Source organism: Bacteroides sp. RTP21281st1_H5_RTP21281_210402 (genome assembly GCF_040918965.1).
Lineage (GTDB): Bacteria > Bacteroidota > Bacteroidia > Bacteroidales > Bacteroidaceae > Bacteroides > Bacteroides congonensis.
On sequence record NZ_JBCOWR010000004.1, the window covers coordinates 137,756 to 160,672 of the forward strand.

General features: G+C 44.4%; 13 protein-coding genes. 9 read left to right on the forward strand and 4 right to left on the reverse strand.

What is annotated here, in order from left to right; genetic code table 11:
• Positions 1-90: 90 nt before the first annotated feature.
• The 4 genes from AB5443_RS07705 to gltB form a co-directional block, all read right to left on the reverse strand.
• On the reverse strand, positions 91-855 hold the full coding sequence (locus tag AB5443_RS07705; RefSeq protein ID WP_044656260.1) for a glycerophosphodiester phosphodiesterase family protein: 765 nt from the start codon (positions 853-855) through the stop codon (positions 91-93).
• A 173-nt stretch (positions 856-1,028) separates the two neighbouring features.
• Positions 1,029-2,696 (reverse strand): asparagine synthase B, encoded by a 1,668-nt coding sequence (asnB, locus tag AB5443_RS07710; protein WP_073346192.1) that lies wholly within the window; start codon positions 2,694-2,696, stop codon positions 1,029-1,031.
• 4 nt (positions 2,697-2,700) lie between these two features.
• Positions 2,701-4,047: a glutamate synthase subunit beta gene (locus AB5443_RS07715; protein ID WP_277131426.1), complete on the reverse strand. Its 1,347-nt coding sequence runs from the start codon at positions 4,045-4,047 to the stop codon at positions 2,701-2,703.
• A 120-nt stretch (positions 4,048-4,167) separates the two neighbouring features.
• Positions 4,168-8,760 (reverse strand): glutamate synthase large subunit, encoded by a 4,593-nt coding sequence (gene gltB / locus AB5443_RS07720; protein WP_277131424.1) that lies wholly within the window; start codon positions 8,758-8,760, stop codon positions 4,168-4,170.
• Between the two features lie 362 nt (positions 8,761-9,122).
• Here gltB and glmS point away from each other — a divergent pair, with 362 nt between their 5' ends.
• The 9 genes from glmS (at position 9,123) to wecB (ending at position 22,913) form a co-directional block, all read left to right on the forward strand.
• Positions 9,123-10,967 carry a glutamine--fructose-6-phosphate transaminase (isomerizing) gene (gene glmS / locus AB5443_RS07725; protein WP_277131421.1) on the forward strand — a complete coding sequence of 615 codons (1,845 nt, stop codon included), beginning with the start codon at positions 9,123-9,125 and terminating at the stop codon, positions 10,965-10,967.
• Between the two features lie 32 nt (positions 10,968-10,999).
• The gene (locus tag AB5443_RS07730) at positions 11,000-12,883 is read left to right on the forward strand and encodes a class II glutamine amidotransferase (RefSeq protein ID WP_022139236.1); all 1,884 of its coding nucleotides are present in this window, start codon (positions 11,000-11,002) and stop codon (positions 12,881-12,883) included.
• 27 nt (positions 12,884-12,910) lie between these two features.
• Complete coding sequence (gene carA / locus AB5443_RS07735; RefSeq protein ID WP_022139237.1) at positions 12,911-13,990, forward strand: glutamine-hydrolyzing carbamoyl-phosphate synthase small subunit; 1,080 nt, start codon at positions 12,911-12,913, stop codon at positions 13,988-13,990.
• Positions 13,991-13,999: 9 nt separating this feature from the next.
• On the forward strand, positions 14,000-17,227 hold the full coding sequence (gene carB / locus AB5443_RS07740; RefSeq protein WP_022139238.1) for a carbamoyl-phosphate synthase (glutamine-hydrolyzing) large subunit: 3,228 nt from the start codon (positions 14,000-14,002) through the stop codon (positions 17,225-17,227).
• A 248-nt stretch (positions 17,228-17,475) separates the two neighbouring features.
• Positions 17,476-18,423: a tyrosine-type recombinase/integrase gene (locus tag AB5443_RS07745; protein ID WP_368114042.1), complete on the forward strand. Its 948-nt coding sequence runs from the start codon at positions 17,476-17,478 to the stop codon at positions 18,421-18,423.
• A gap of 351 nt (positions 18,424-18,774) precedes the next feature.
• Positions 18,775-19,353, forward strand: coding sequence for a UpxY family transcription antiterminator (locus tag AB5443_RS07750; protein ID WP_022139240.1), 579 nt, complete (start codon positions 18,775-18,777; stop codon positions 19,351-19,353).
• Between the two features lie 22 nt (positions 19,354-19,375).
• Positions 19,376-20,518 carry an MraY family glycosyltransferase gene (locus AB5443_RS07755; RefSeq protein WP_022139241.1) on the forward strand — a complete coding sequence of 381 codons (1,143 nt, stop codon included), beginning with the start codon at positions 19,376-19,378 and terminating at the stop codon, positions 20,516-20,518.
• Positions 20,519-20,546: 28 nt separating this feature from the next.
• Entirely contained in the window at positions 20,547-21,752 is a 1,206-nt protein-coding gene (wecC, locus tag AB5443_RS07760) for a UDP-N-acetyl-D-mannosamine dehydrogenase (RefSeq protein WP_022139242.1), read from the forward strand.
• A 9-nt stretch (positions 21,753-21,761) separates the two neighbouring features.
• Entirely contained in the window at positions 21,762-22,913 is a 1,152-nt protein-coding gene (gene wecB, locus AB5443_RS07765; protein WP_022139243.1) for a non-hydrolyzing UDP-N-acetylglucosamine 2-epimerase, read from the forward strand.
• Positions 22,914-22,917 lie beyond the last annotated feature (4 nt).

Below are 22,917 nucleotides of genomic sequence, written 5' to 3' on the forward strand. Positions count from 1 at the left end.
CCCGTTGCACACCGAGGAATGCCCTCTTCCTTTAAAAGGAATGCTCCGTTGCTTTAAGCTCGGATACTAAATGATTAAATATGTCTTGATTTATTGTTGCTTAAGCTCTTTCTGCAATATAACCGGCTCATTGGTAGTAATAAAGTCTGCTTTATTCTCAATCAGCCATTTCATGTCTTCTGCCTCATCCACTGTCCACACATTGACTTTCAAGCCAAGGTCATGCGCTTCCTTAATCCATTCGGGATGTTTTTTTATTACGCCGAAGTGATAGTCAAGTCCCGCAGCACCGAGCTCTTTTAATTCTTTCGGAGATAAGTCGCCATTCAGATAGAATACCGGGGTTCCGGCTGGTGCCAGGCGGATAAATTCTTTCATGGCGTGCAGAGAGAAAGTGATATATTCCATGCGGCTTTCCAATCCCATACTTTTTACCATAGCCACAATTTCCTGCACAGCTTTTGTCTCACGCTTCTTGGTACTGTGTGCTTTGAGTTCGAGTATTAATTGGGCATTGCATTTTTTTCCTGCTTCCAAATATTGTTTTAAACTAGGCAGGTTTTCTCCGTTGGAGAGTTTCAGCCCGGTCAGTGCATCCCCTTTGGAATATTCCATCGGTCGCATTTTATAAACGGGATCATGATTGACAACCAGTTTGTTATCTTTGGCAATCCATACATCAAATTCTGAACCGTAGCACCCGATGGAATCTGCTTTTTGAAGCGCGGTAATACTGTTTTGTGATGAACCCGGGGTTTTCCAATAACCACGGTGGGCAATTACTTTTGTCTGTGCCTGCATACAGCAAGCAGTTACTAAAAGGGCAGAAGCCATCATCATTTTCTTTAAATTCATTTGTCTGGTCTTTAAAAGGTTTAATAGATTTAATTGGGTTTGGCTTCAAAAGTATAAAAAAGAAAACGCAAATCAGACAATAATATGCTAATCTGCGTTAATCTTAGGGATTTTAGAATAGAAATGCTACAAAAGAATAACAGAAATAATCCATTCTATTACTTTTCGACAAATTAAGTATAGGCTTCTTCATGTATTCCTTTTACTGCGCGTCCGCTTGGTTCGTTCAGGTTTCTGAAAGAAATATCCCATGCCAGCGCTTCTGCCGTAGAGCAGGCTACGCTGGGAACACTCGGTACGCTGCGAGCCGCACTTTCACTGGGGAAATGTTCTTCAAAGATGCTGCGGTAATAATATTCTTCCTTGTTTTGCGGAATATTGATGGGGAAACGTTCGGCTGCATGTGCCATTTGTTCGTCACTTACGGCAGCGGTTGTTATTTCTTTCAATGTATCAATCCAGGAATATCCCACACCGTCACTGAACTGCTCTTTCTGTCTCCATGCCACGCTTTCCGGCAGCATATCGGCGAAAGCCTCACGTACGATTCTTTTTTCAATATCCTTTCCGGGGCACATTTTGGCTTTCGGATTCAGCGTCATTGCCACATCAAGAAACTCTTTATCAAGGAAGGGGACACGTCCTTCTACTCCCCAGGCAGATAAACTCTTATTAGCCCGGAGACAGTCATACATATGTAATTTTGAAAGTTTGCGTACTGTTTCTTCGTGGAACGCCTGTGGAGTAGGGGCTTTGTGAAAATAGAGATAACCGCCGAAAACTTCATCAGCACCTTCACCACTCAACACCATTTTGATACCCATGGACTTGATGACACGTGCCAGCAAATACATGGGAGTGGAAGCCCGCACAGTAGTTACATCATACGTCTCGATGAAATAGATAACGTCACGAATCGCATCCAGTCCTTCCTGCACGGTGTAGTTTATTTCATGATGCACCGTTCCGATATATTCGGCAACCTCACGAGCCTTTATCAAATCGGGCGCACCCTTCAGACCGATGGCAAAAGAGTGAAGCTGCGGCCACCAGGCATCGCTTGCTCCGTCTGTTTCTATACGTTTGGCTGCATATTTCTTGGCGATAGCGGAAATGACGGAACTGTCCAGGCCACCGGAAAGAAGTACTCCGTAAGGTACATCACTCATCAACTGGCGATGAACGGCATCTTCTAACGCTGTTTTTACATCAGCGGTACGGGCATTGTTATCTTTTACAGTTTCATATTCTGTCCAGTCACGCGAATACCAGCGTTTCATCTTTCCTTCTTTACTGTAATAGTAATGTCCGGGAAGGAATACTTCGTATTCGTCACAAAATCCTTCAAGCGCTTTCAGTTCGCTGCCGAAGTAGACTTTTCCCTCTTTGTCCTTACCTATATATAAAGGTATAACGCCGATAGGGTCACGGGCAATCAGGAACTCATCTTTCTCTTCGTCATAAAGGACAAAGGCAAAGATACCACTGATGTCTTCCAGAAAATGAATACCTTTATCTTTATAAAGGGCAAGAATGATCTCACAATCACTGCCTGTCTGAAAATCATATCTCCCGGCGTACTTTGCACGAATATCACGGTGGTTGTAGATTTCACCGTTTACGGCGAGCACCTGTTTCCGGTCGGGCGAATATAAGGGTTGACCGCCACTTTGCGGGTCGACAATGGAAAGACGTTCGTGTGCTAGGATGGCACTTCCGCCTACATAGATTCCGCTCCAGTCCGGTCCGCGATGACGGATTTTCTGGGCCATTTTCAGTGCTTTATCCCTTAGCTCTTTGGTCTGAACTTTTATATTGAGTATACCTGCTATTCCACACATAACTTTAATTTTTGGTTGTTAAATAAGCATCTATTTCCGCAGCCGCTTTCCGTCCGCCTGCCATGGCACGTACTACCAAACTGGCTCCGGTAGCTGCATCTCCGGCAAGGAATACATTATCGGCAAATTGCGGTTGTTCCGGTTTCAAGAATCCCATAGCCAGCAATACCATATCCGCCTCGATTACCTCTTTTTTTCCGGTAGGTTTCATTGTCGGGCGCCCGCCGTCTGTTGCCGGAATCCATTCTACCTCTTCCACCTCTACACCTGTCACCTTTCCGTTCTTTCCGAGGAATTGATTGGAAGCCAGGCACCAATGGCGTGTGCAACCTTCTTCATGGCTTGAAGTCGTCTTGAAGACTACCGGCCATTGCGGCCACGGGGTAGCGGGATTGTAGCCAACGGGTGGTTTCGGCATGATTTCAATTTGAGTGACACTGGCAGCTCCTTGACGCACACTGGTTCCGATACAGTCAGAACCGGTATCACCACCGCCAATCACAAGTACTTTCTTTCCTTTGGCATTCACTAACTTGTCTTTAGGGAAAGTCTGACCTTCCAAAATCCTGTTTTGTTGAGCCAACATTTCTAGGGCGAAGTGAATGCCTTTCAGTTCCCGTCCCGGAATACTCAAATCCCGTGCTGTCGGTGTTCCCGTACAGATGCAGTAAGCGTCGAAACCTTCCGGCAAATGATTGACATCTATTTCCACACCCATCTCAAACTGAATACCCTCTGCCGCCAATATTTTCATGCGTCGGTCGATTACGTTTTTATCCAGTTTGAAGTTGGGAATACCGAAGCGCAGCAATCCGCCGGGTGCTTCGTCTTTATCAAATAATGTGACGCTATATCCTTTCAGGTTCAACTGGTTGGCTACGACCAATCCGGCAGGGCCTGCACCAATTACTGCAACTTTCTTTCCATTTCTTTCGGGAGTTTGTATATGTATATATCCTTCACGGAAAGCAGCTTCCACAATCGCCGCTTCATTCTCACGGATAGTCACCGGTTGGTCACACGAAAGTTTCAACACGCATGATTTCTCGCAAAGAGCCGGGCAGATACGCCCCGTAAATTCCGGAAAATCGCAAGTAGACGATAACACTTCATACGCTTCCCTCCATTTGCCCCTGTACAACGCATCCTGCCATTCAGGTTGTTTATTCCCTATCGGACACGCCCAGTGACAGAAAGGTACACCGCAATCCATGCAGCGCGAAGCCTGCAACTTACGGCTATTCGTATTCAATGTCTGTTCCACCTGACTATAGTCAGTGATTCGCTCGCTCACAGGACGGTATCCCGCCTCTTGTCGAGGTATATTTAGAAATGCTTTAGGATCTCCCATAATTTTAGTGATTAGTGATTAATGATTAGTGATTAACGGTTGGTGATTAATGTTTAGTGATTAGTGCATCTTTATAGCTTCCCTTCATTAATCACTAATCACTAAACCGTTAATCACTACCTAATAGTCTCTTTGCATGTCTGCGATTTTTTGTTGTAGCTTTCTCATTTGTTCTTCCTGCAATACCTTTTTGTATTCGATGGGTACTACTTGGATGAATTGGTCTACGTAGTGATTCCAGTCATCGAGCATGGTTCGTGCCAGTTTGGAACCTGTGTACAGGTAGTGTTGACGAATCAGTTCGTGTAATTCTTTCCGGTAGCCGGCTTCTTCGATAAGAGATAATTCTACCATTTCCATATTACAGAAATAATCGAAGTTCCCGTCTTTGTTCCATACATACGCTACACCACCACTCATGCCGGCTGCGAAGTTACGTCCGGTTTGTCCGAGAACTACTACACGGCCACCGGTCATGTATTCGCAACAGTGGTCGCCTACACCTTCTACTACGGCGACAGCACCCGAGTTGCGCACGGCAAAACGTTCACCTACACGGCCATTGATATATACTTCCCCGCTTGTAGCGCCGTAAAGCAAGGTGTTACCTGCTATTGTGTTCTTGTCAGCTTCGAAGTTACTGCGGATCGGGGGCAGTACGGCGATACGTCCGCCACTCAAACCTTTACCCAGATAATCGTTCGCTTCACCTTCCAGTTTAAAGTTGACACCCGGCACAAGGAACGCACCGAAAGACTGACCTGCCGAACCTTTGAACTTCACGTTTAGCGTATGTTCCGGTAATCCCCTGGCGCCCTGCTTTTTCGCAATCACTCCTGAAAGCATAGCGCCTATTGCCCGGTCTGTATTCGCAATCGTATATTCCAACGAAATTTCTTTCTCGTGTTCGATGGCATCCCGGGCAGCATCAATGATAGCTACATCTTTAACAGTAGAAATTCCATGATCCTGGTCGATGACGTGACGGATAGCGGCACTGTTGTCAATGCGTGCCAGCATCTTCGTGAAATCAATTAACGCATGTTTCGGATTCGGAATATGGGCTTCGGATTTATGCTCAACGGACATATGTCCAACGGATTTAAGTTCAACAGACTTACGTTCAATCAAATCCGTACGCCCGATAATATCATCCATTCGGGTGAATCCCATTTCAGCCAAATGCTCACGGACTTCCTGTGCGAGGAACGTGAAAAAGTTGACTAAATATTCGCTGCGTCCGTGGAAACGTTTGCGCAATTCCTCATCCTGTGTGGCAACTCCCACCGGACAAGTATTCTGATGACATTTGCGCATCATCACGCAACCCAATACAATCAGTGCAGAGGTAGCAAAACCATATTCTTCTGCTCCCATCAATGCCATTAAGATAATGTCCCGTCCGGTTTTCAATTGTCCGTCAACTTGCAGAACTACCTGGCCGCGAAGCCCGTTTAGAACCAATGTCTGTTGTGTCTCGCTCAAGCCCAGTTCGGGAGAGATACCCGCATAGCGGATAGAAGAAGCGGGAGAAGCCCCCGTGCCCCCTTCGGCACCGGAAATAACAATCAAGTCCGCCTTCGCCTTTGCCACACCTGCGGCAATCGTACCTACGCCACTTTCCGCAACTAACTTCACACTGATTTTAGCCTGCGGATTCACATTCTTCAAATCGAAAATCAATTGAGCCAAATCCTCAATCGAATAAATATCGTGATGGGGCGGGGGAGAAATCAGAGAAATTCCCGGAATGGAATGACGTGTCTTGGCAATCACATCGTTCACCTTGAATCCCGGAAGTTGTCCCCCTTCACCCGGTTTCGCACCCTGTGCCACTTTAATCTGAATCTCATCCGCATTCACCAAATATTCCGCCGTCACACCAAAACGCCCCGAAGCCACCTGCTTGATGGCACTTCGCAGGGAACTGCCATCCGGCAGCGGCTGAAAACGCGAAGCATCTTCGCCACCCTCACCGGTATTACTGCGTCCGTGAATCTTATTCATAGCGATAGCCATTGCCTCGTGCGCTTCCTTACTGATGGAACCGAAAGACATGGCGCCCGTAACAAACCGATGCAGAATATTCTCTACCGGTTCTACCCGGTCAATAGAAATCGGATTGCGACGGAATCCTAAGAAATCACGCAAGAAGATAGGTTTCTCCTTTTCATCTACCAAGTGCGTGTACTCTTTGAATTTCTTATAACTACCCAACCGGGTAGCCAATTGCAGCGTACTGATCGTTTCCGGATTCCACGCGTGTTTTTCTCCGTCTTTCCGGAAAGCATACAACCCTTTGTTCGGCAGTAATCCATCGACTTCCTTTGCAAACCCTTCTTCATGGAAAGCAATGGCATCTCTGGCAATCTCTTCCAGACGGATACCCCCAATCGGTGAACCGAGTCCACCGAAGTAAGCCTTGCTCAACTCTTCGCTCAAACCGACCGCTTCGAAAATCTTTGCACCCCGATAGGAACGGATGGTAGAAATACCCATCTTACTCATAATCTTGAACAGACCTTTGCAGATGGACTTCATATAATTCTTCTCTGCCGTAGCATAGTCTAACTGGATATCTCTGTCTTTCACCAATTTGTCAAGAACGGCAAATGCCATATACGGATTCAGTGCGCTTGCCCCGAAACCGAGTAATAATGCCGCGTGCATCACTTCGCGTATTTCACCGCTTTCTACTACCAGTGCGGTCTGAACACGTTTGCCTACCGAAATCAAGTGATGATGAACAGCACTTACCGCCAGAAGAGATGGAATTACTGCATGCCCGGCATCCACGTCACGGTCGCTCAGGATGATATAGTTCACACCTTCCGTCACGGATTCTTCCGCCATTTTGCAAAGACTGCCCAATGCTTCCTGCAATCCGGCTTTCCCTTTCGCTACCTCAAAGAGCATCGGAAGTTTGACTGTCTTGAAACCCTTATAACGGATATTACATAAAATATCCAATTGAGTATTGCTTAGAATCGGATGATTCAAACGTACCATTTTGCAATGGCTTTCGCTTGGAGTGAGAATATTCATCCCTACGGCTCCGATATACTCAGTCAGTGACATGACCAGTTCTTCACGCAACGGGTCAATCGGCGGATTGGTAACCTGCGCAAACTGCTGGCGGAAATAATTGTATAGCAATTGCGGTTTGTCTGAAAGAACAGCCAAAGGAGTATCGTTACCCATTGATTGAATCGGTTCTGCGCCGGTACTTGCCATGGGCATAATCAGTCGTTCAATATCTTCTTTCGAGTAACCGAAAGTGCGCAGCATCCGGTTATAATTCTCTATATGATGAGGCACTTTACGTCCGCTTTTCAATTCATCCAGTTCGATGCGGTTGGTAGATAACCACGTACGATACGGTTTGGCTTCGGCCAATTGTCTTTTCAATTCGCCGTCATAATAGATTTCACCCTTCTCCGTATCCACCAGTAAAATCTTGCCGGGCTGCAAACGGCCTTTCTCCCTGATATCCCCCGGTTCGAAATCCATCACGCCCACTTCGGATGCCACTACCATCATATCGTTTTTCGTAATTAGATAGCGGGCGGGACGAAGACCGTTACGGTCGAGCATACCACCGGCAAAACGTCCGTCGCTGAAAAGCAGGGCAGCCGGCCCGTCCCACGGTTCCATCAGGATGGAGTGGTATTCATAGAATGCCTTCAGTTCTTCGCTGATGGGATTCTTCTCATTAAATGATTCCGGCACAAGCATCGCCATTGCGTGCGGTAAACTCAATCCCGACATTACGAGAAATTCCAGTACATTATCCAATGAAGCGCTGTCACTCATACCCGGTTGTATAATCGGCCGAATCTCCTTGATGTCTCCCAAAGTTGGACTGGAGAGTACGCTTTCACGAGCTTCCATCCATCCGCGGTTGCCACGGATGGTATTGATTTCACCATTATGAGCCAGGAGACGGAAAGGCTGTGCCAATCCCCATGTAGGAAACGTGTTGGTACTGAAACGGGAGTGTACCAGTGCCAGTCCGCTGGTAAAATAACTGTTCGTCAGGTCGGGGTAGTAGTTGCGCAGTTGCAACGACGAAAGCATACCTTTATATATAATACTTTTTGTAGAGAGAGAAACGACATAAAAATCATCTTTTGCCGGAATGGATGACAATCTGACTTTATTCTCAATTCTTTTACGGATGAGATACAATTTCCGGTCAGCCGTTTCCGTCTCCGTAAATCCGGTGATAAACACCTGCTTGATGTCCGGCTCATTGGCTAAGGCAGCTTCTCCCAGAATTTCAGGACAAGTGGGCACGTTGCGCAGATGCATCAATGTAAGTCCTTCTTTTTCAATTTCCTCAATAATGATACTTAAAATAGCTCCTTGGTCTTTATCATTTTTCGGAAGAAAGAGCAGGCCGGTACCATACCGACCCTTTTCCGGGACGGGAATACCTTGCAATAAGATGAACTCATGCGGAATTTGCAGCAGGATACCTGCGCCGTCCCCGGTCTTGTTATCCGCACCTTCAGCACCGCGATGGCGCATGTTTTCCAATACCTTTAAAGCCGACTCAACAACATCGTGTGACTTTTCTCCGTGAATGTTGACCAGCATACCAACACCGCAGGCATCGTGTTCGTATGCCGCATCGTACAAGCCCGCTTGTCGGGGCTGTCGTTGGTAAGGGAATCCTTTTGTTTCGTTGTTAAAAAGTTCTTGTTTTTTCATTCTTACTAGCTTTATTGTATGATAATACCTATTTGATGTGTCAATTTGTTCGGCAAAATTAAATATTTAATTTCATAATGATAGTAAAATATTGCTTTTCTGTGACACGAAATAATAACTAAGTTCTTTCTTCTTTTAATTTGTAAATGAAAACATTGAATTTGCTTTTAATCTGTTATTTGATACGGGATGATTCCATTCTAATTGTAATTTGTTTCTTTTTGAGCTAAAAATAATATATTATTTAACTTTTTGATGTGTTTATAACTTTTTTGTGCTCTTGTGTCAAATAAATATTGTTTTTGTTGTCTTTATGTTATTTCTAATATGTATATTTGCAGCCGAAATAAAAATATCATAATATGTGTGGAATAGTAGGCTATATTGGTAAAAGAAAAGCCTACCCTATCCTTATCAAAGGGCTGAAGCGACTGGAGTATCGAGGATATGACAGCGCAGGGGTAGCATTAATTAGTGATAACCAACAGTTAAATGTGTACAAGACGAAAGGAAAAGTCTCCGAACTCGAAAATTTCGTCACACAGAAAGATATTTCCGGTACAATCGGAATTGCCCATACCCGCTGGGCTACTCACGGGGAACCTTGTTCCGCTAACGCTCATCCTCATTACTCTTCTTCCGAAAAACTCGCTCTCATTCACAACGGTATCATTGAAAACTACGCTGTTCTCAAAGAAAAACTTCAAGCCAAAGGCTACCTCTTCAAAAGCAGTACAGATACCGAAGTTCTCGTTCAATTAATAGAATACATGAAAGTTACCAATCAGGTCAGTCTACTGGCAGCCGTTCAGTTGGCGCTGGGAGAGGTGATTGGTGCTTATGCGATTGCGATTCTTGATAAAGAGCATCCGGATGAGATTATTGCGGCACGCAAAAGCAGTCCGCTGGTAGTGGGGATTGGCGAAGATGAATTCTTTCTGGCTTCGGATGCCACTCCGATTGTAGAATACACGGATAAGGTGGTTTATCTGGAAGACGGTGAGATTGCCGTTATAAACAGGGAGGAAGAATTAAAGGTCGTCGACCTGAATAATGTCGAAACGACTCCCGAAGTGAAGAAGGTGGAATTGAAACTCGGTCAGTTGGAGAAAGGCGGCTATTCCCACTTTATGCTGAAAGAGATTTTCGAGCAGCCGGATTGTATCCATGACTGTATGCGCGGGCGTATTAATGTAGAAGCGGACAATGTGGTGCTTTCGGCTGTGATTGATAATAAGGAAAGACTGCTGAATGCCAAACGGTTTATTATCGTGGCTTGCGGAACTTCCTGGCACGCCGGACTTATCGGCAAACAACTGATTGAAAGTTTCTGCCGCATACCGGTAGAAGTAGAATATGCTTCCGAATTCCGTTACCGCGACCCTGTGATTAACGAAGAAGATGTCGTAATTGCTATCTCGCAAAGCGGCGAGACTGCCGATACGCTGGCTGCCGTGGAATTGGCAAAGAGCCGCGGGGCATTTATATATGGAATTTGTAATGCCATCGGATCATCCATTCCGCGTGCCACTCATACCGGTTCGTATATCCACGTAGGCCCGGAAATCGGCGTGGCTTCCACCAAAGCGTTTACGGGACAGGTCACTGTGCTCGCCATGTTGGCATTGACACTTGCCAAAGCGAAAGGAACCATTGACGAATCCTATTATCTTTCAGTCGTGAGGGAATTAAACCATATTCCGGAGAAGATGAAGGAAGTCTTGAAGCTGAATGATAAACTGGCGGAACTCTCGATAACTTTCACCTATGCGCATAACTTTATTTATTTGGGACGCGGATATAGTTATCCCGTAGCTCTCGAAGGTGCGTTGAAATTGAAAGAAATTTCGTATATTCACGCCGAAGGTTATCCGGCTGCGGAGATGAAGCACGGGCCGATTGCCTTGATTGACGCTGAAATGCCGGTAGTGGTGATTGCCACCCAAAACGGTCTGTATGAAAAAGTACTGAGCAATATACAGGAAATCAAGGCGCGGAAAGGACGGGTGATTGCCTTTGTGACAAAAGGCGATACGGTTATCAGCAAGATTGCCGATTGCAGTATCGAGCTTCCCGAAACAATAGAGTGCCTTAATCCGTTAATCACTACGGTACCTCTCCAATTACTTGCGTATCATATTGCCGTATGCAAGGGAATGGATGTAGACCAACCAAGAAACCTGGCAAAGTCGGTGACAGTAGAATAGAGCCTTGCAATTTATAACTGGTAATTATATAGATGGAACAATTGAAACATGAATGTGGCGTTGCCATGATACGCCTGCTCAAACCGTTGGAGTATTACGAGAAGAAGTACGGGACATGGATGTACGGTCTTAATAAACTCTACCTGTTGATGGAAAAACAGCATAACCGCGGACAGGAAGGTGCAGGATTGGCGTGTGTGAAACTGGAAGTGAATCCGGGTGAAGAATATATGTTTCGTGAACGTGCCTTGGGTTCGGGAGCCATCACGGAAATTTTTGAGAATGTCCAGAGCAATTTCAAAGACCTTACTTCCGAACAACTGCATGACGCGGAGTATGCCAAACGTACTTTGCCTTTTGCCGGCGAAGCATATATGGGACATCTCCGTTATTCAACCACAGGAAAATCGGGAATCTCCTACGTACACCCGTTTTTGAGAAGGAACAACTGGCGTGCCAAGAACCTGGCTCTCTGCGGAAACTTCAATATGACGAATGTGGACGAGATATTTGCCCGCATCACTGCCATCGGTCAGCATCCCCGTAAATATGCCGATACATATATCATGTTGGAACAAATGGGACATCGTCTCGACCGTGAAGTGGAACGTGTCTTCAATCTTGCCGAAGCGGACGGGCTTACAGGCATGGGCATCACTAACTATATAGAAGATCATATCGACCTTGCCAATGTCCTGCGTACTTCCAGTCGTGAATGGGATGGGGGATACGTTATCTGCGGTCTGACCGGAAGCGGTGAATCTTTCGCTATCCGTGACCCGTGGGGGATTCGTCCCGCATTTTGGTATCAGGATGATGAGATTGCCGTATTGGCTTCCGAGCGTCCGGTGATTCAGACTGCCTTGAATGTTCCATTCGAAGAAATCAAGGAACTGCAACCGGGACAAGCCTTACTGATTAGCAAAGAGGGCAAAATCCGCACTTCGCAAATCATCAAACCGCGTGAGAAACACGCTTGCTCTTTCGAGCGTATCTACTTCTCCCGTGGCAGTGATGTCGATATTTATAAGGAAAGGAAACACCTGGGCGGGAAACTAGTCCCGAGAATACTGAAAGCTATCAATAACGACATTGACCATACGGTTTTCTCTTTCATCCCCAACACCGCAGAAGTCGCTTTCTACGGAATGTTGCAGGGACTGGATGATTATCTCAACGAAGAGAAAGTACGGCAAATCGCCGCATTGGGGCATAATCCGAATCTGGAAGAACTGGAAGTGATTCTTTCCCGCCGTATCCGTAGCGAAAAGGTGGCCATCAAGGATATCAAACTCCGTACTTTCATCGCCGAAGGAAATAGCCGCAATGACCTGGCAGCCCATGTGTACGACATTACTTATGGAAGTCTTGTCCCCGGCGTTGACAACCTGGTGATTATCGACGACAGCATTGTGCGTGGCACCACTTTGAAACAAAGCATTATCGGTATTCTCGACCGTCTCGGGCCGAAGAAGATTGTCATCGTATCCTCTTCCCCGCAAGTGCGCTATCCCGATTATTATGGTATAGATATGGCAAAGATGAGCGAATTTATCGCTTTCAGGGCGGCTGTCGAACTTCTGAAAGAACGCGATATGAAAGACGTGATTGCGGCTGCTTATCGTAAATCCAAAGACCAGGTGGGACTGCCGAAAGAGCAAATGGTGAACTACGTAAAAGATATCTATGCGCCTTTCACCGACGAAGAAATCTCTGCCAAAATGGTGGAGCTGCTGACACCGAAAGGAACGAAAGCCAAAGTCGAAATCGTCTATCAACCGTTGGAAGGACTTCACGAGGCTTGCCCGAATCATACGGGCGACTGGTACTTTAGCGGCAATTATCCTACACCGGGCGGTGTGAAACTGGTGAATAAGGCATTCATCGACTACATCGAGCAGATGTATCAATTCTAACAACCATACAACGATTCAATAAAAAGAATGAGAAATGTGACATTAATCCTTGACGACGGGAGCCGGTTTTCCGGCAAGTCGTTTGGCTACGAGAAGCCGGTGGCGGGCGAAGTAGTTTTTAATACCGCCATGACCGGGTATCCGGAGAGCCTCACTGACCCTTCATATGCCGGACAGTTGATGACTCTTACCTATCCTTTGGTGGGTAACTATGGTGTTCCTCCTTTTACAATCGAACCGAATGGACTGGCTACTTTCATGGAAAGCGAAAAGATTCATGCGGAAGCGATTATTGTAAGTGACTATTCTTATGAATACAGTCACTGGAATGCAGTGGAAAGCCTGGGCGACTGGTTGAAACGCGAACAAGTTCCCGGCATCACAGGTATTGATACCCGCGAACTGACAAAAGTACTTCGCGAACATGGAGTGATGATGGGAAAGATTATCTTTGATGATGAACCGGACAATGTGCCCGAAGCAAAGTACGCAGGCATCAACTATGTAGACAAGGTAAGCTGCAAGGAAGTGATTCGTTATAATGAAGGAGTTGATAAGAAGAAAGTAGTCCTGGTGGATTGCGGTGTGAAGACGAATATTATCCGTTGCCTGCTGAAACGTGATGTCGAAGTGATTCGCGTGCCTTGGGATTATGACTATAACGGACTCGAATTTGACGGACTGTTTATTTCCAACGGCCCGGGTGACCCGGACACTTGTGATGCTGCCGTCCAGAATATCCGCAAAGCGATGAAGAACGAAAAACTCCCTATCTTCGGAATCTGTATGGGTAACCAGCTACTTTCAAAAGCAGGCGGAGCGCGGATTTATAAACTGAAATACGGACACCGCAGCCATAACCAACCGGTACGCATGGTAGGTACGGAACGTTGCTTCATTACTTCACAAAACCACGGTTATGCCGTAGACAACAATACGTTAACAGCAGATTGGGAACCGTTGTTCATCAATATGAATGATGGCTCCAACGAAGGAATCAAACACAAAAAGAATCCTTGGTTCTCTGCGCAGTTCCATCCGGAAGCAGCCAGTGGGCCTACGGATACGGAATTCCTGTTCGACGAATTTGTAAACCTGCTTAAATAACCGACCATTATGAAAGAAAATATAAAGAAAGTATTACTGCTGGGTTCCGGTGCCCTGAAAATCGGTGAAGCCGGCGAGTTCGACTATTCCGGTTCGCAGGCACTCAAAGCCTTGAAAGAAGAAGGGATTGAAACGGTTCTCATCAATCCGAATATTGCTACGGTACAGACTTCAGAGGGAGTGGCAGACCAAATCTACTTCCTTCCCGTGACTCCGTATTTCGTAGAAAAGGTGATTCAGAAAGAGAAGCCCGAAGGTATCATGTTGGCATTTGGCGGTCAGACAGCTCTGAACTGCGGTGTCGCCTTGTACAAGGAAGGCATTCTTGAAAAATATAACGTCAAGGTGCTCGGTACTCCGGTACAGGCTATTATGGATACCGAAGACCGCGAACTTTTCGTTCAGAAACTGAATGAAATCAATGTAAAGACCATCAAAAGCGAAGCCGTAGAAAATGCGGCAGACGCCCGCCGTGCAGCGAAAGAACTGGGCTATCCGGTGATTGTCCGTGCTGCCTACGCATTAGGTGGCCTGGGTTCAGGTTTCTGTGACAATGAAGAGCAACTGGATGTTTTAGTAGAAAAAGCATTCGCTTTCTCCCCGCAGGTGTTGGTAGAGAAATCACTCCGTGGTTGGAAAGAAGTGGAATATGAGGTAGTACGTGACCGCTTCGATAACTGTATCACCGTTTGTAATATGGAAAACTTCGACCCGCTGGGTATCCATACGGGTGAGTCTATCGTTATCGCTCCGTCTCAAACACTGACTAACAAGGAATATCATAAACTTCGTGAACTTGCCATCCGTATTATCCGCCATGTCGGTATTGTGGGTGAATGTAACGTGCAATATGCATTCGACCCTGAATCCGAAGATTACCGTGTGATTGAAGTAAACGCCCGCCTTTCCCGTTCATCGGCTCTGGCATCCAAAGCGACCGGTTATCCATTGGCTTTTGTTGCTGCCAAGTTGGGATTGGGTTACGGACTCTTCGACTTGAAGAACTCTGTAACAAAAACGACTTCCGCTTTCTTCGAACCGGCACTGGACTATGTGGTATGTAAAATACCCCGTTGGGACTTAGGCAAATTCCACGGCGTAGATAAGGAACTCGGTTCTTCCATGAAATCTGTCGGTGAGGTAATGGCTATCGGCCGCACCTTCGAAGAAGCTATCCAAAAAGGTCTTCGTATGATTGGACAGGGAATGCACGGATTTGTGGAAAACAAGGAACTGGTTATTTCTGATATTGATAAAGCTCTGCGCGAACCGACCGATAAACGTATCTTCGTTATCTCAAAGGCTTTTCGTGCCGGATATACTATCGACCAGGTACATGAACTGACGAAGATTGACAAATGGTTCCTTCAGAAGTTGATGAACATTATGAAAACTTCGGAAGAACTGCATAGTTGGGGAAACAATCACAAACAGATTGCCGACCTGCCGAACGATTTGCTTCGTAAAGCGAAAGTGCAAGGCTTCTCCGATTTCCAAATTGCCCGTGCCATCGGCTACGAGGGCGATATGGAAGACGGTATCCTCTATGTCCGCAATCATCGTAAGAATGCGGGTATCCTTCCGGTAGTGAAACAGATTGATACCCTGGCGGCTGAATATCCGGCACAGACCAACTATCTGTACCTCACTTATAGCGGTGTAGCTAATGACGTGCATTATCTGGGCGACCATAAATCCATTGTCGTACTCGGTTCCGGTGCTTATCGTATCGGTTCTTCCGTAGAATTCGACTGGTGCGGTGTTCAGGCATTGAATACCATCCGTAAGGAAGGATGGCGCAGTGTCATGATTAACTATAATCCCGAAACTGTGTCTACGGACTATGACATGTGCGACCGCCTGTACTTCGACGAACTGACTTTCGAACGCGTCATGGATATTCTTGAACTCGAAAATCCGCATGGTGTCATTGTATCTACCGGTGGGCAAATTCCGAATAATCTCGCCTTGCGTCTGGATGCACAGAATATCAATATCCTCGGCACAAGTGCGAAGAGCATTGACAATGCCGAAGACCGCGAAAAGTTCTCTGCCATGCTTGACCGTATCGGTGTAGACCAACCGCGTTGGCGTGAGTTGACTTCTATGGACGACATTAATGAGTTTGTCGATGAAGTAGGCTTCCCTGTACTTGTCCGTCCGTCATATGTACTTTCAGGTGCCGCGATGAATGTCTGCTCCAATCAGGAAGAACTTGAACGTTTCCTGAAACTGGCAGCTAACGTATCGAAGAAGCATCCGGTAGTGGTAAGCCAGTTTATCGAACATGCCAAGGAAGTGGAACTGGATGCCGTAGCCCAGAATGGAGAAATCGTAGCATACGCTATCAGTGAACATATCGAGTTTGCGGGCGTGCACTCCGGTGACGCTACTATCCAGTTTCCGCCGCAAAAACTCTATGTGGAAACAGTGCGTCGTATCAAACGTATCAGCCGTGAGATTGCCAAAGCATTAAATATCTCCGGCCCGTTCAATATTCAATACCTGGCAAAAGACAATGATATCAAGGTGATTGAATGTAACCTGCGTGCCAGTCGTTCTTTCCCGTTTGTCAGCAAAGTATTAAAGATAAACTTTATTGAACTGGCAACGAAAGTCATGCTCGGTCTGCCTGTTGAGAAACCGGAGAAGAACCTTTTCGAACTGGATTATGTGGGAATCAAAGCTTCTCAATTCTCCTTCAACCGCTTACAGAAAGCCGACCCTGTCCTGGGCGTAGATATGGCTTCTACCGGTGAAGTAGGGTGTATCGGTATGGATACCTCTTGTGCCGTTCTAAAAGCAATGCTTGCCGTAGGCTATCGCATTCCGAAGAAGAACATCCTGCTTTCAACAGGTACGATGAAGCAGAAAGCCGATATGATGGACGCTGCCCGTATGCTGGTGAACAAAGGATACAAACTCTTCGCAACCGGAGGTACGCATAGGACACTTGCTGAAAATGGTATCGAAAGTACCCATGTCTATTGGCCGAGTGAAGAGGGACATCCGCAAGCATTGGAAATGCTTCACAGTAAGGAGATAGATATGGTAGTCAATATTCCGAAGAACCTGACAGCCGGAGAATTGAGCAACGGATACAAAATCCGTCGCGCTGCCATCGACTTGAATATTCCGCTGATTACGAATGCCCGTCTGGCCAGTGCTTTTATTAATGCTTTCTGTACGATGAGCATTGATGATATTGCTATCAAGAGTTGGGCGGAATATAAGTAACGTGATGTCATGCTTTCGATAGTATGACGGTGTCATGCTGATATGTAGAAATAGAAGGTCGTTCCTGTTATTCGGGAGCGGCCTTTTCTGTGTTTGTTTTTTGACTGCTCTCCCTATTTTAAGTATTAAATCGTATAGGTTTTTAAAAACTTTATAAGAAAACCTTAGTTAATTACCCTTTTTATTGGAAATTCGTTCTATTTCTCGTAATATCATACTGATTTTATAAATTAATAAAATAGTGAATTATGAGAAAAGACGGATTTACCGTATGTGCAAACAAGCATGTGGAGTGCTTGCGCCGTGAGGGGCGCTATGCTACAGCACATGTTTATGAGAATGCACTACGTTCTTTTACAGTATTTTGTGGAACTCCGTGTGTGTCATTCAGACAAATCACCCGTGAGAATTTAAGACGGTACAGCAACTACCTGTCGGCTTGCCGCTTGAAGCTTAACACTATCTCTACTTATATGCGGATGTTACGCTGTATATATAATAAAGGGGTAGATGCTCATCAGACTCCTTATGTGCATCGTTTGTTTCGTGATGTATTTACCGGAGTGGATACTCGTCAGAAGAAAGCTATTCCGGTAAACGAACTGCATACGTTACTTTACACAGAACCGCAGTCTGAAAAGTTACGTAGGACGCAGGCCATTGCCAATTTATTGTTTTCGTTCTGTGGAATGCCTTTTGTCGATTTGGCTCATTTGGAGAAATCGAATTTGGAGGGGAATATCTTGAAATATAATCGCACCAAGACAGGAACTCCCATGAGTGTGGAAATATTAGAATCGGCATCAGATATTGTTTCCCGACTTCGTAATTTCCATTCCTCAGTTCTTCCCGAACATCCCGATTATCTTTTTTATATATTAAGCGGGAAGAATAAGCGGGATGAAGAGGCTGCCTATAAAGAATATCAATCCACCTTGCGGCGTTTTAATAATGACCTGAAGAGTTTAGCCAGAAAGCTACATATTCGTTCAGCCGTCACTTCTTATACATTTAGGCATTCTTGGGCTACTACCGCTAAATATCGGGGAGTTCCCATTGAAATGATAAGTGAGTCATTAGGGCACAAATCTATTAAGACAACACAAATCTATTTGAAAGGCTTTGACCTGAACGAACGTACAAAAGTAAATCGACTGAATTATTCTTACGTGAGGAATTATAGGGGGATTCTGTGAAAAATACATTAAAGATTTGATATTCAGCTAAATTGCACGGTTATTACTTCTTAGGTAACGGAAATACAGGGAACCAATAACCTACAATAGTAATAAGAAGAAATGCATACAAATAGGGAAGTTTGGGAGTTTTCTGCCTGATTTACAGAGGAAAATCGTTCAGTGCAGACAATAGAAATCATTGAACATGAAGCGATAAAGTTTCATGTTCGGATACATTTTTACTATATATTTAAATAAAAAGAGAAAAAAAAGGAAATTTGCTTGTACGCTATTAACAATTTTGTCTATATTTGCACCGAATAATTTCCGTTACCTAAGAAGTAACGGAAATATAAGGGGTAAAAAAGTATGATTCTAAGAAAAGAAGGAACTTTAATTGCTGGGCCTAATATTGGGACAGGGGAAGGCGTAGCACACTCTAAACGCTGGTATGTAGCTCTCGTGCGTATGCACCATGAGAAGAAGGTAGCAGAACGTTTGGCAAAGATGGGGATTGAAAATTTCGTACCAGTCCAACAGGAAATACATCAATGGAGCGACCGCCGTAAAGTGGTTGAATCTGTGTTGCTTCCAATGATGGTATTTGTGCATGCAGATCCGAAAGAACGTAAAGAAGTTCTTTCCTTTTCTACAGTAAGCCGATATATGGTAATGCGTGGTGAGAGTAGTCCGACTGTAATACCTGATGAACAAATGGCTCGTTTTCGCTTTATGCTCGACTACTCGGATGAAGCAATTTGTATGAATAGCGCTCCTTTGGCACGCGGAGAAAAAGTGCGTGTAGTCAAAGGTCCTTTGACAGGGCTTGTAGGGGAACTTGTAATGGTGGATGGAAAAAGTAAAATAGCTGTCCGGCTAAACATGTTAGGATGTGCTTGTGCGGATATGCCCGTAGGATACGTAGAACCGATTGGAGAAAAGAATTAAGCCTAAAATACGATAATTTGTTATGATGTATATTTATATTGGAGGTACTTTTTTACTTTCAGTACTGTTAGCTACTATTGTTATTCCAAGAATAATATTTATTTCTTATAAGAAACGTCTCTTTGACGTTCCTGATGCCCGTAAAGTACATAAAACTCCCGTTCCTCGTTTGGGTGGTCTGGCTTTTCTGCCTGTTATACTAATATCTTTGTGTGTTATTACAGGAATCCGTTATTATATGAATGAACCTGTTGCTCCCGTATGGTCGTCTTGTTTATTCATACGTTATCTTTTCCTCGTTGCCGGCACGACAATGCTGTATCTTGTTGGAGTAGCGGATGACTTGGTGGGAGTAGGGTATCGGTATAAATTTGTAGTGCAGATTCTTTCCGCCTCTTTTCTTCCACTTTCCGGTCTTTGGATTAACGATTTGGGCGGATTATTAGGGCTTCATGCCATCCCTGCATTTATAGGTATGCCTCTGACTGTTTTTCTTGTAGTCTATATTACGAATGCTATTAATTTGATAGACGGAATTGATGGTTTGGCTTCGGGGCTTACTTGTATTGCATTGGGATTGTTAATCATAGTCTGTGCATTTGTAGGGCAGTGGACTCATGCTCTTTTAGCTTCCGCTACTTTGGGAGTGGTCGCTACTTTCTATTATTATAATGTATTCAGTATATCAGGTCGAAAACTATTTATGGGGGATGCCGGAAGTTTGACTCTCGGATATATTCTTAGTTTTTTGATTCTTCATTTTTGGATGCAACAGGAGTATTGGAATCCGTTCAGGCTGAATTTGAACATGGTGACTATTTCTACATTATTTATTCCGCTACTTGATGTTATCCGTGTATTTTATTCTCGTGTTAGGAGTGGGCGTAACCCATTTTTGCCGGACAAGAATCATATTCATCATAAATTGTTACGTACAGGCATGAGGATAAGGACTGTGATGATTACATTATTATTGTTATCATTATTCTTGGTAGCTGCTAATTTTGTGTTGTCTTTTTATATCAATGCAACTTTCATGCTTCTTTTCGACTTGATATTTTGGTGTACTTCACATCTTGTAATTAATCGAGCCATCGTAAAGCACGAAAAATTAACCGGAAGGAAGTGGTATAAGACTTATATCCACGTACCGTCCAATAAGTAAGTTCAATTATATTCAAAATAAAATAATCATGAAAGCTTGTTTTATGGGGTTAGGCTATATTGGCCTGCCTACAGCCATTATTGCCGCTAAAAACGGTGTTCAAGTAGTCGGAGTTGATATTAATCCGAAAGTCGTTGAAATGACCAACCAGGGCAAATTGCATATCATAGAACCGGGTATGGAGGAGATGTTGCAAGAAGTGGTAAAAACGGGTAGCTTGAAGGCTGCCACTGTTCCCGAAGTAAGCGATGCCTATTTTATGGTGGTTCCTACACCATTTAAGGGAAATCACGAGCCTGATATTTCATATGTAGAATCGGCAACTCGCGCTGTACTTCCTTTGTTGAAAGAGGGTGATTTGTATGTTATAGAATCTACTTCGCCTGTGGGTACTACTGATAAAATGAAAGATCTTATTTTTTCAGTGCGTCCCGAATTGATAGATAAAATATATATAGCTTATTGTCCCGAGCGCGTGTTGCCGGGTAATGTCATTTACGAGTTAGTACACAATGATCGCGTTATTGGTGGAATAAATGACAAGTCTACAGATAAAGCTATCGCTTTCTATAACCAGTTTGTAAAAGGTACGCTTCATAGTACTAACAGCAAGACTGCTGAAATGTGTAAGCTGACTGAAAATTCAAGTCGTGATGTACAAATAGCTTTTGCCAATGAACTTTCACTTATTTGTGATAAAGCCGGTATTAATGTATGGGAACTGATATGTTTGGCTAATATGCATCCGCGTGTCAATATTCTTCAACCGGGATGTGGCGTGGGCGGACATTGTATTGCTGTAGATCCGTATTTTATTACAGCTGAGTTCCCAATGGAATCTAAAATCATAGGGCAGGCTCGTGAGATTAATAATTATAAATCATTCTGGTGCGCTGAAAAAGTGCAGAACGAAATGTTGAAATTTGAGCTTGAACATCATTATAAACCTTGTGTAGCTATGATGGGACTCGCCTTTAAGCCAAATATTGATGATTTGCGTGAATCACCGGCTAAATACATTGTCACAAAGGTTATGCAAAGCTGCAACAATGCTAATATTTTGGTAGTAGAGCCCAATGTCAAAGAGCATAATGTATTTAAACTCACAGACTATAGAGATGCTTATGAGAAAGCTGATATTATCGTTTTCCTGACTGCGCATGATCCATTCAAAGCTCTTGAATATCGGGAAGATAAGGTGATTCTCGATTTCTGCGGTATCTTTAAAAAATAGACAGACAAAATGAAAAAAGTAATGTTGGTCTTCGGGACTCGTCCCGAAGCTATTAAAATGGCACCATTGGTAAAAGAATTTCAGAAGTGTCCGGAAAACTTTCAAACCATTGTTTGTGTCACCGGACAACATAGACAAATGCTTGACCAAGTACTTGACTTGTTTGAAATAACACCTGATTTCGATCTTAATATAATGAAACAGGGACAAGACCTTTACGATGTGACGGCAAGGGTATTGACAGGTATGCGTGATATTTTGAAAGAGGCGAAACCTGATGTGGTATTGGTGCATGGAGATACTACTACAAGCACAACTGCCGCTCTTGCAGCTTTTTATCAACAAATACCTGTAGGACACGTAGAAGCGGGACTTCGTACGCACAATATTTATAGCCCATGGCCTGAAGAAATGAACCGGCAGATAACGGGACGTATTGCTACATATAATTTTGCACCTACTTTACTAAGTAAAAGCAACCTTTTAAAGGAGAACATAAATCCTGATTCAATTGTCGTGACGGGGAATACCGTTATTGACGCTTTGCATCAAGTCGTTACGAAAATCAAGAAGGATACTAGCCTTAGTACTGAATTGGAGAAGGTGCTGAAAAAAAGTGGATACGATATAGGCCGTTTAAGAGATGGCAGGAAACTGGTGCTGATTACGGGACATCGTCGGGAGAATTTTGGGGATGGCTTCATTCAGATGTGTACAGCCATAAAAGACCTTGCCAGGAAGTATACTGATGTTGATTTTGTCTATCCGATGCATCTTAATCCTAATGTGCGTAAACCTATACATGAAGTATTTGGTGAAGATCTGTCCAGTCTGAAAAATATGTTTTTCATAGAACCTCTTGAATATTTGAGCTTCGTTTATTTAATGGAGAAATCAACGATTGTATTGACTGACAGTGGAGGAATTCAGGAAGAAGCGCCTGGACTGGGTAAGCCGGTATTAGTAATGCGTGATACTACAGAGCGTCCGGAAGCATTGGATGCAGGGACGGTAAAATTGGTAGGAACAGACTATAATAAGATTGTAGATGAAGTTTCGATTTTATTGGATAACGCAGAAATTTATAAAAAGATGAGTATGGCAGTCAATCCTTATGGAGATGGACTGGCATGTGGAAGAATCGTGAACTTTTTGTCATAGCATA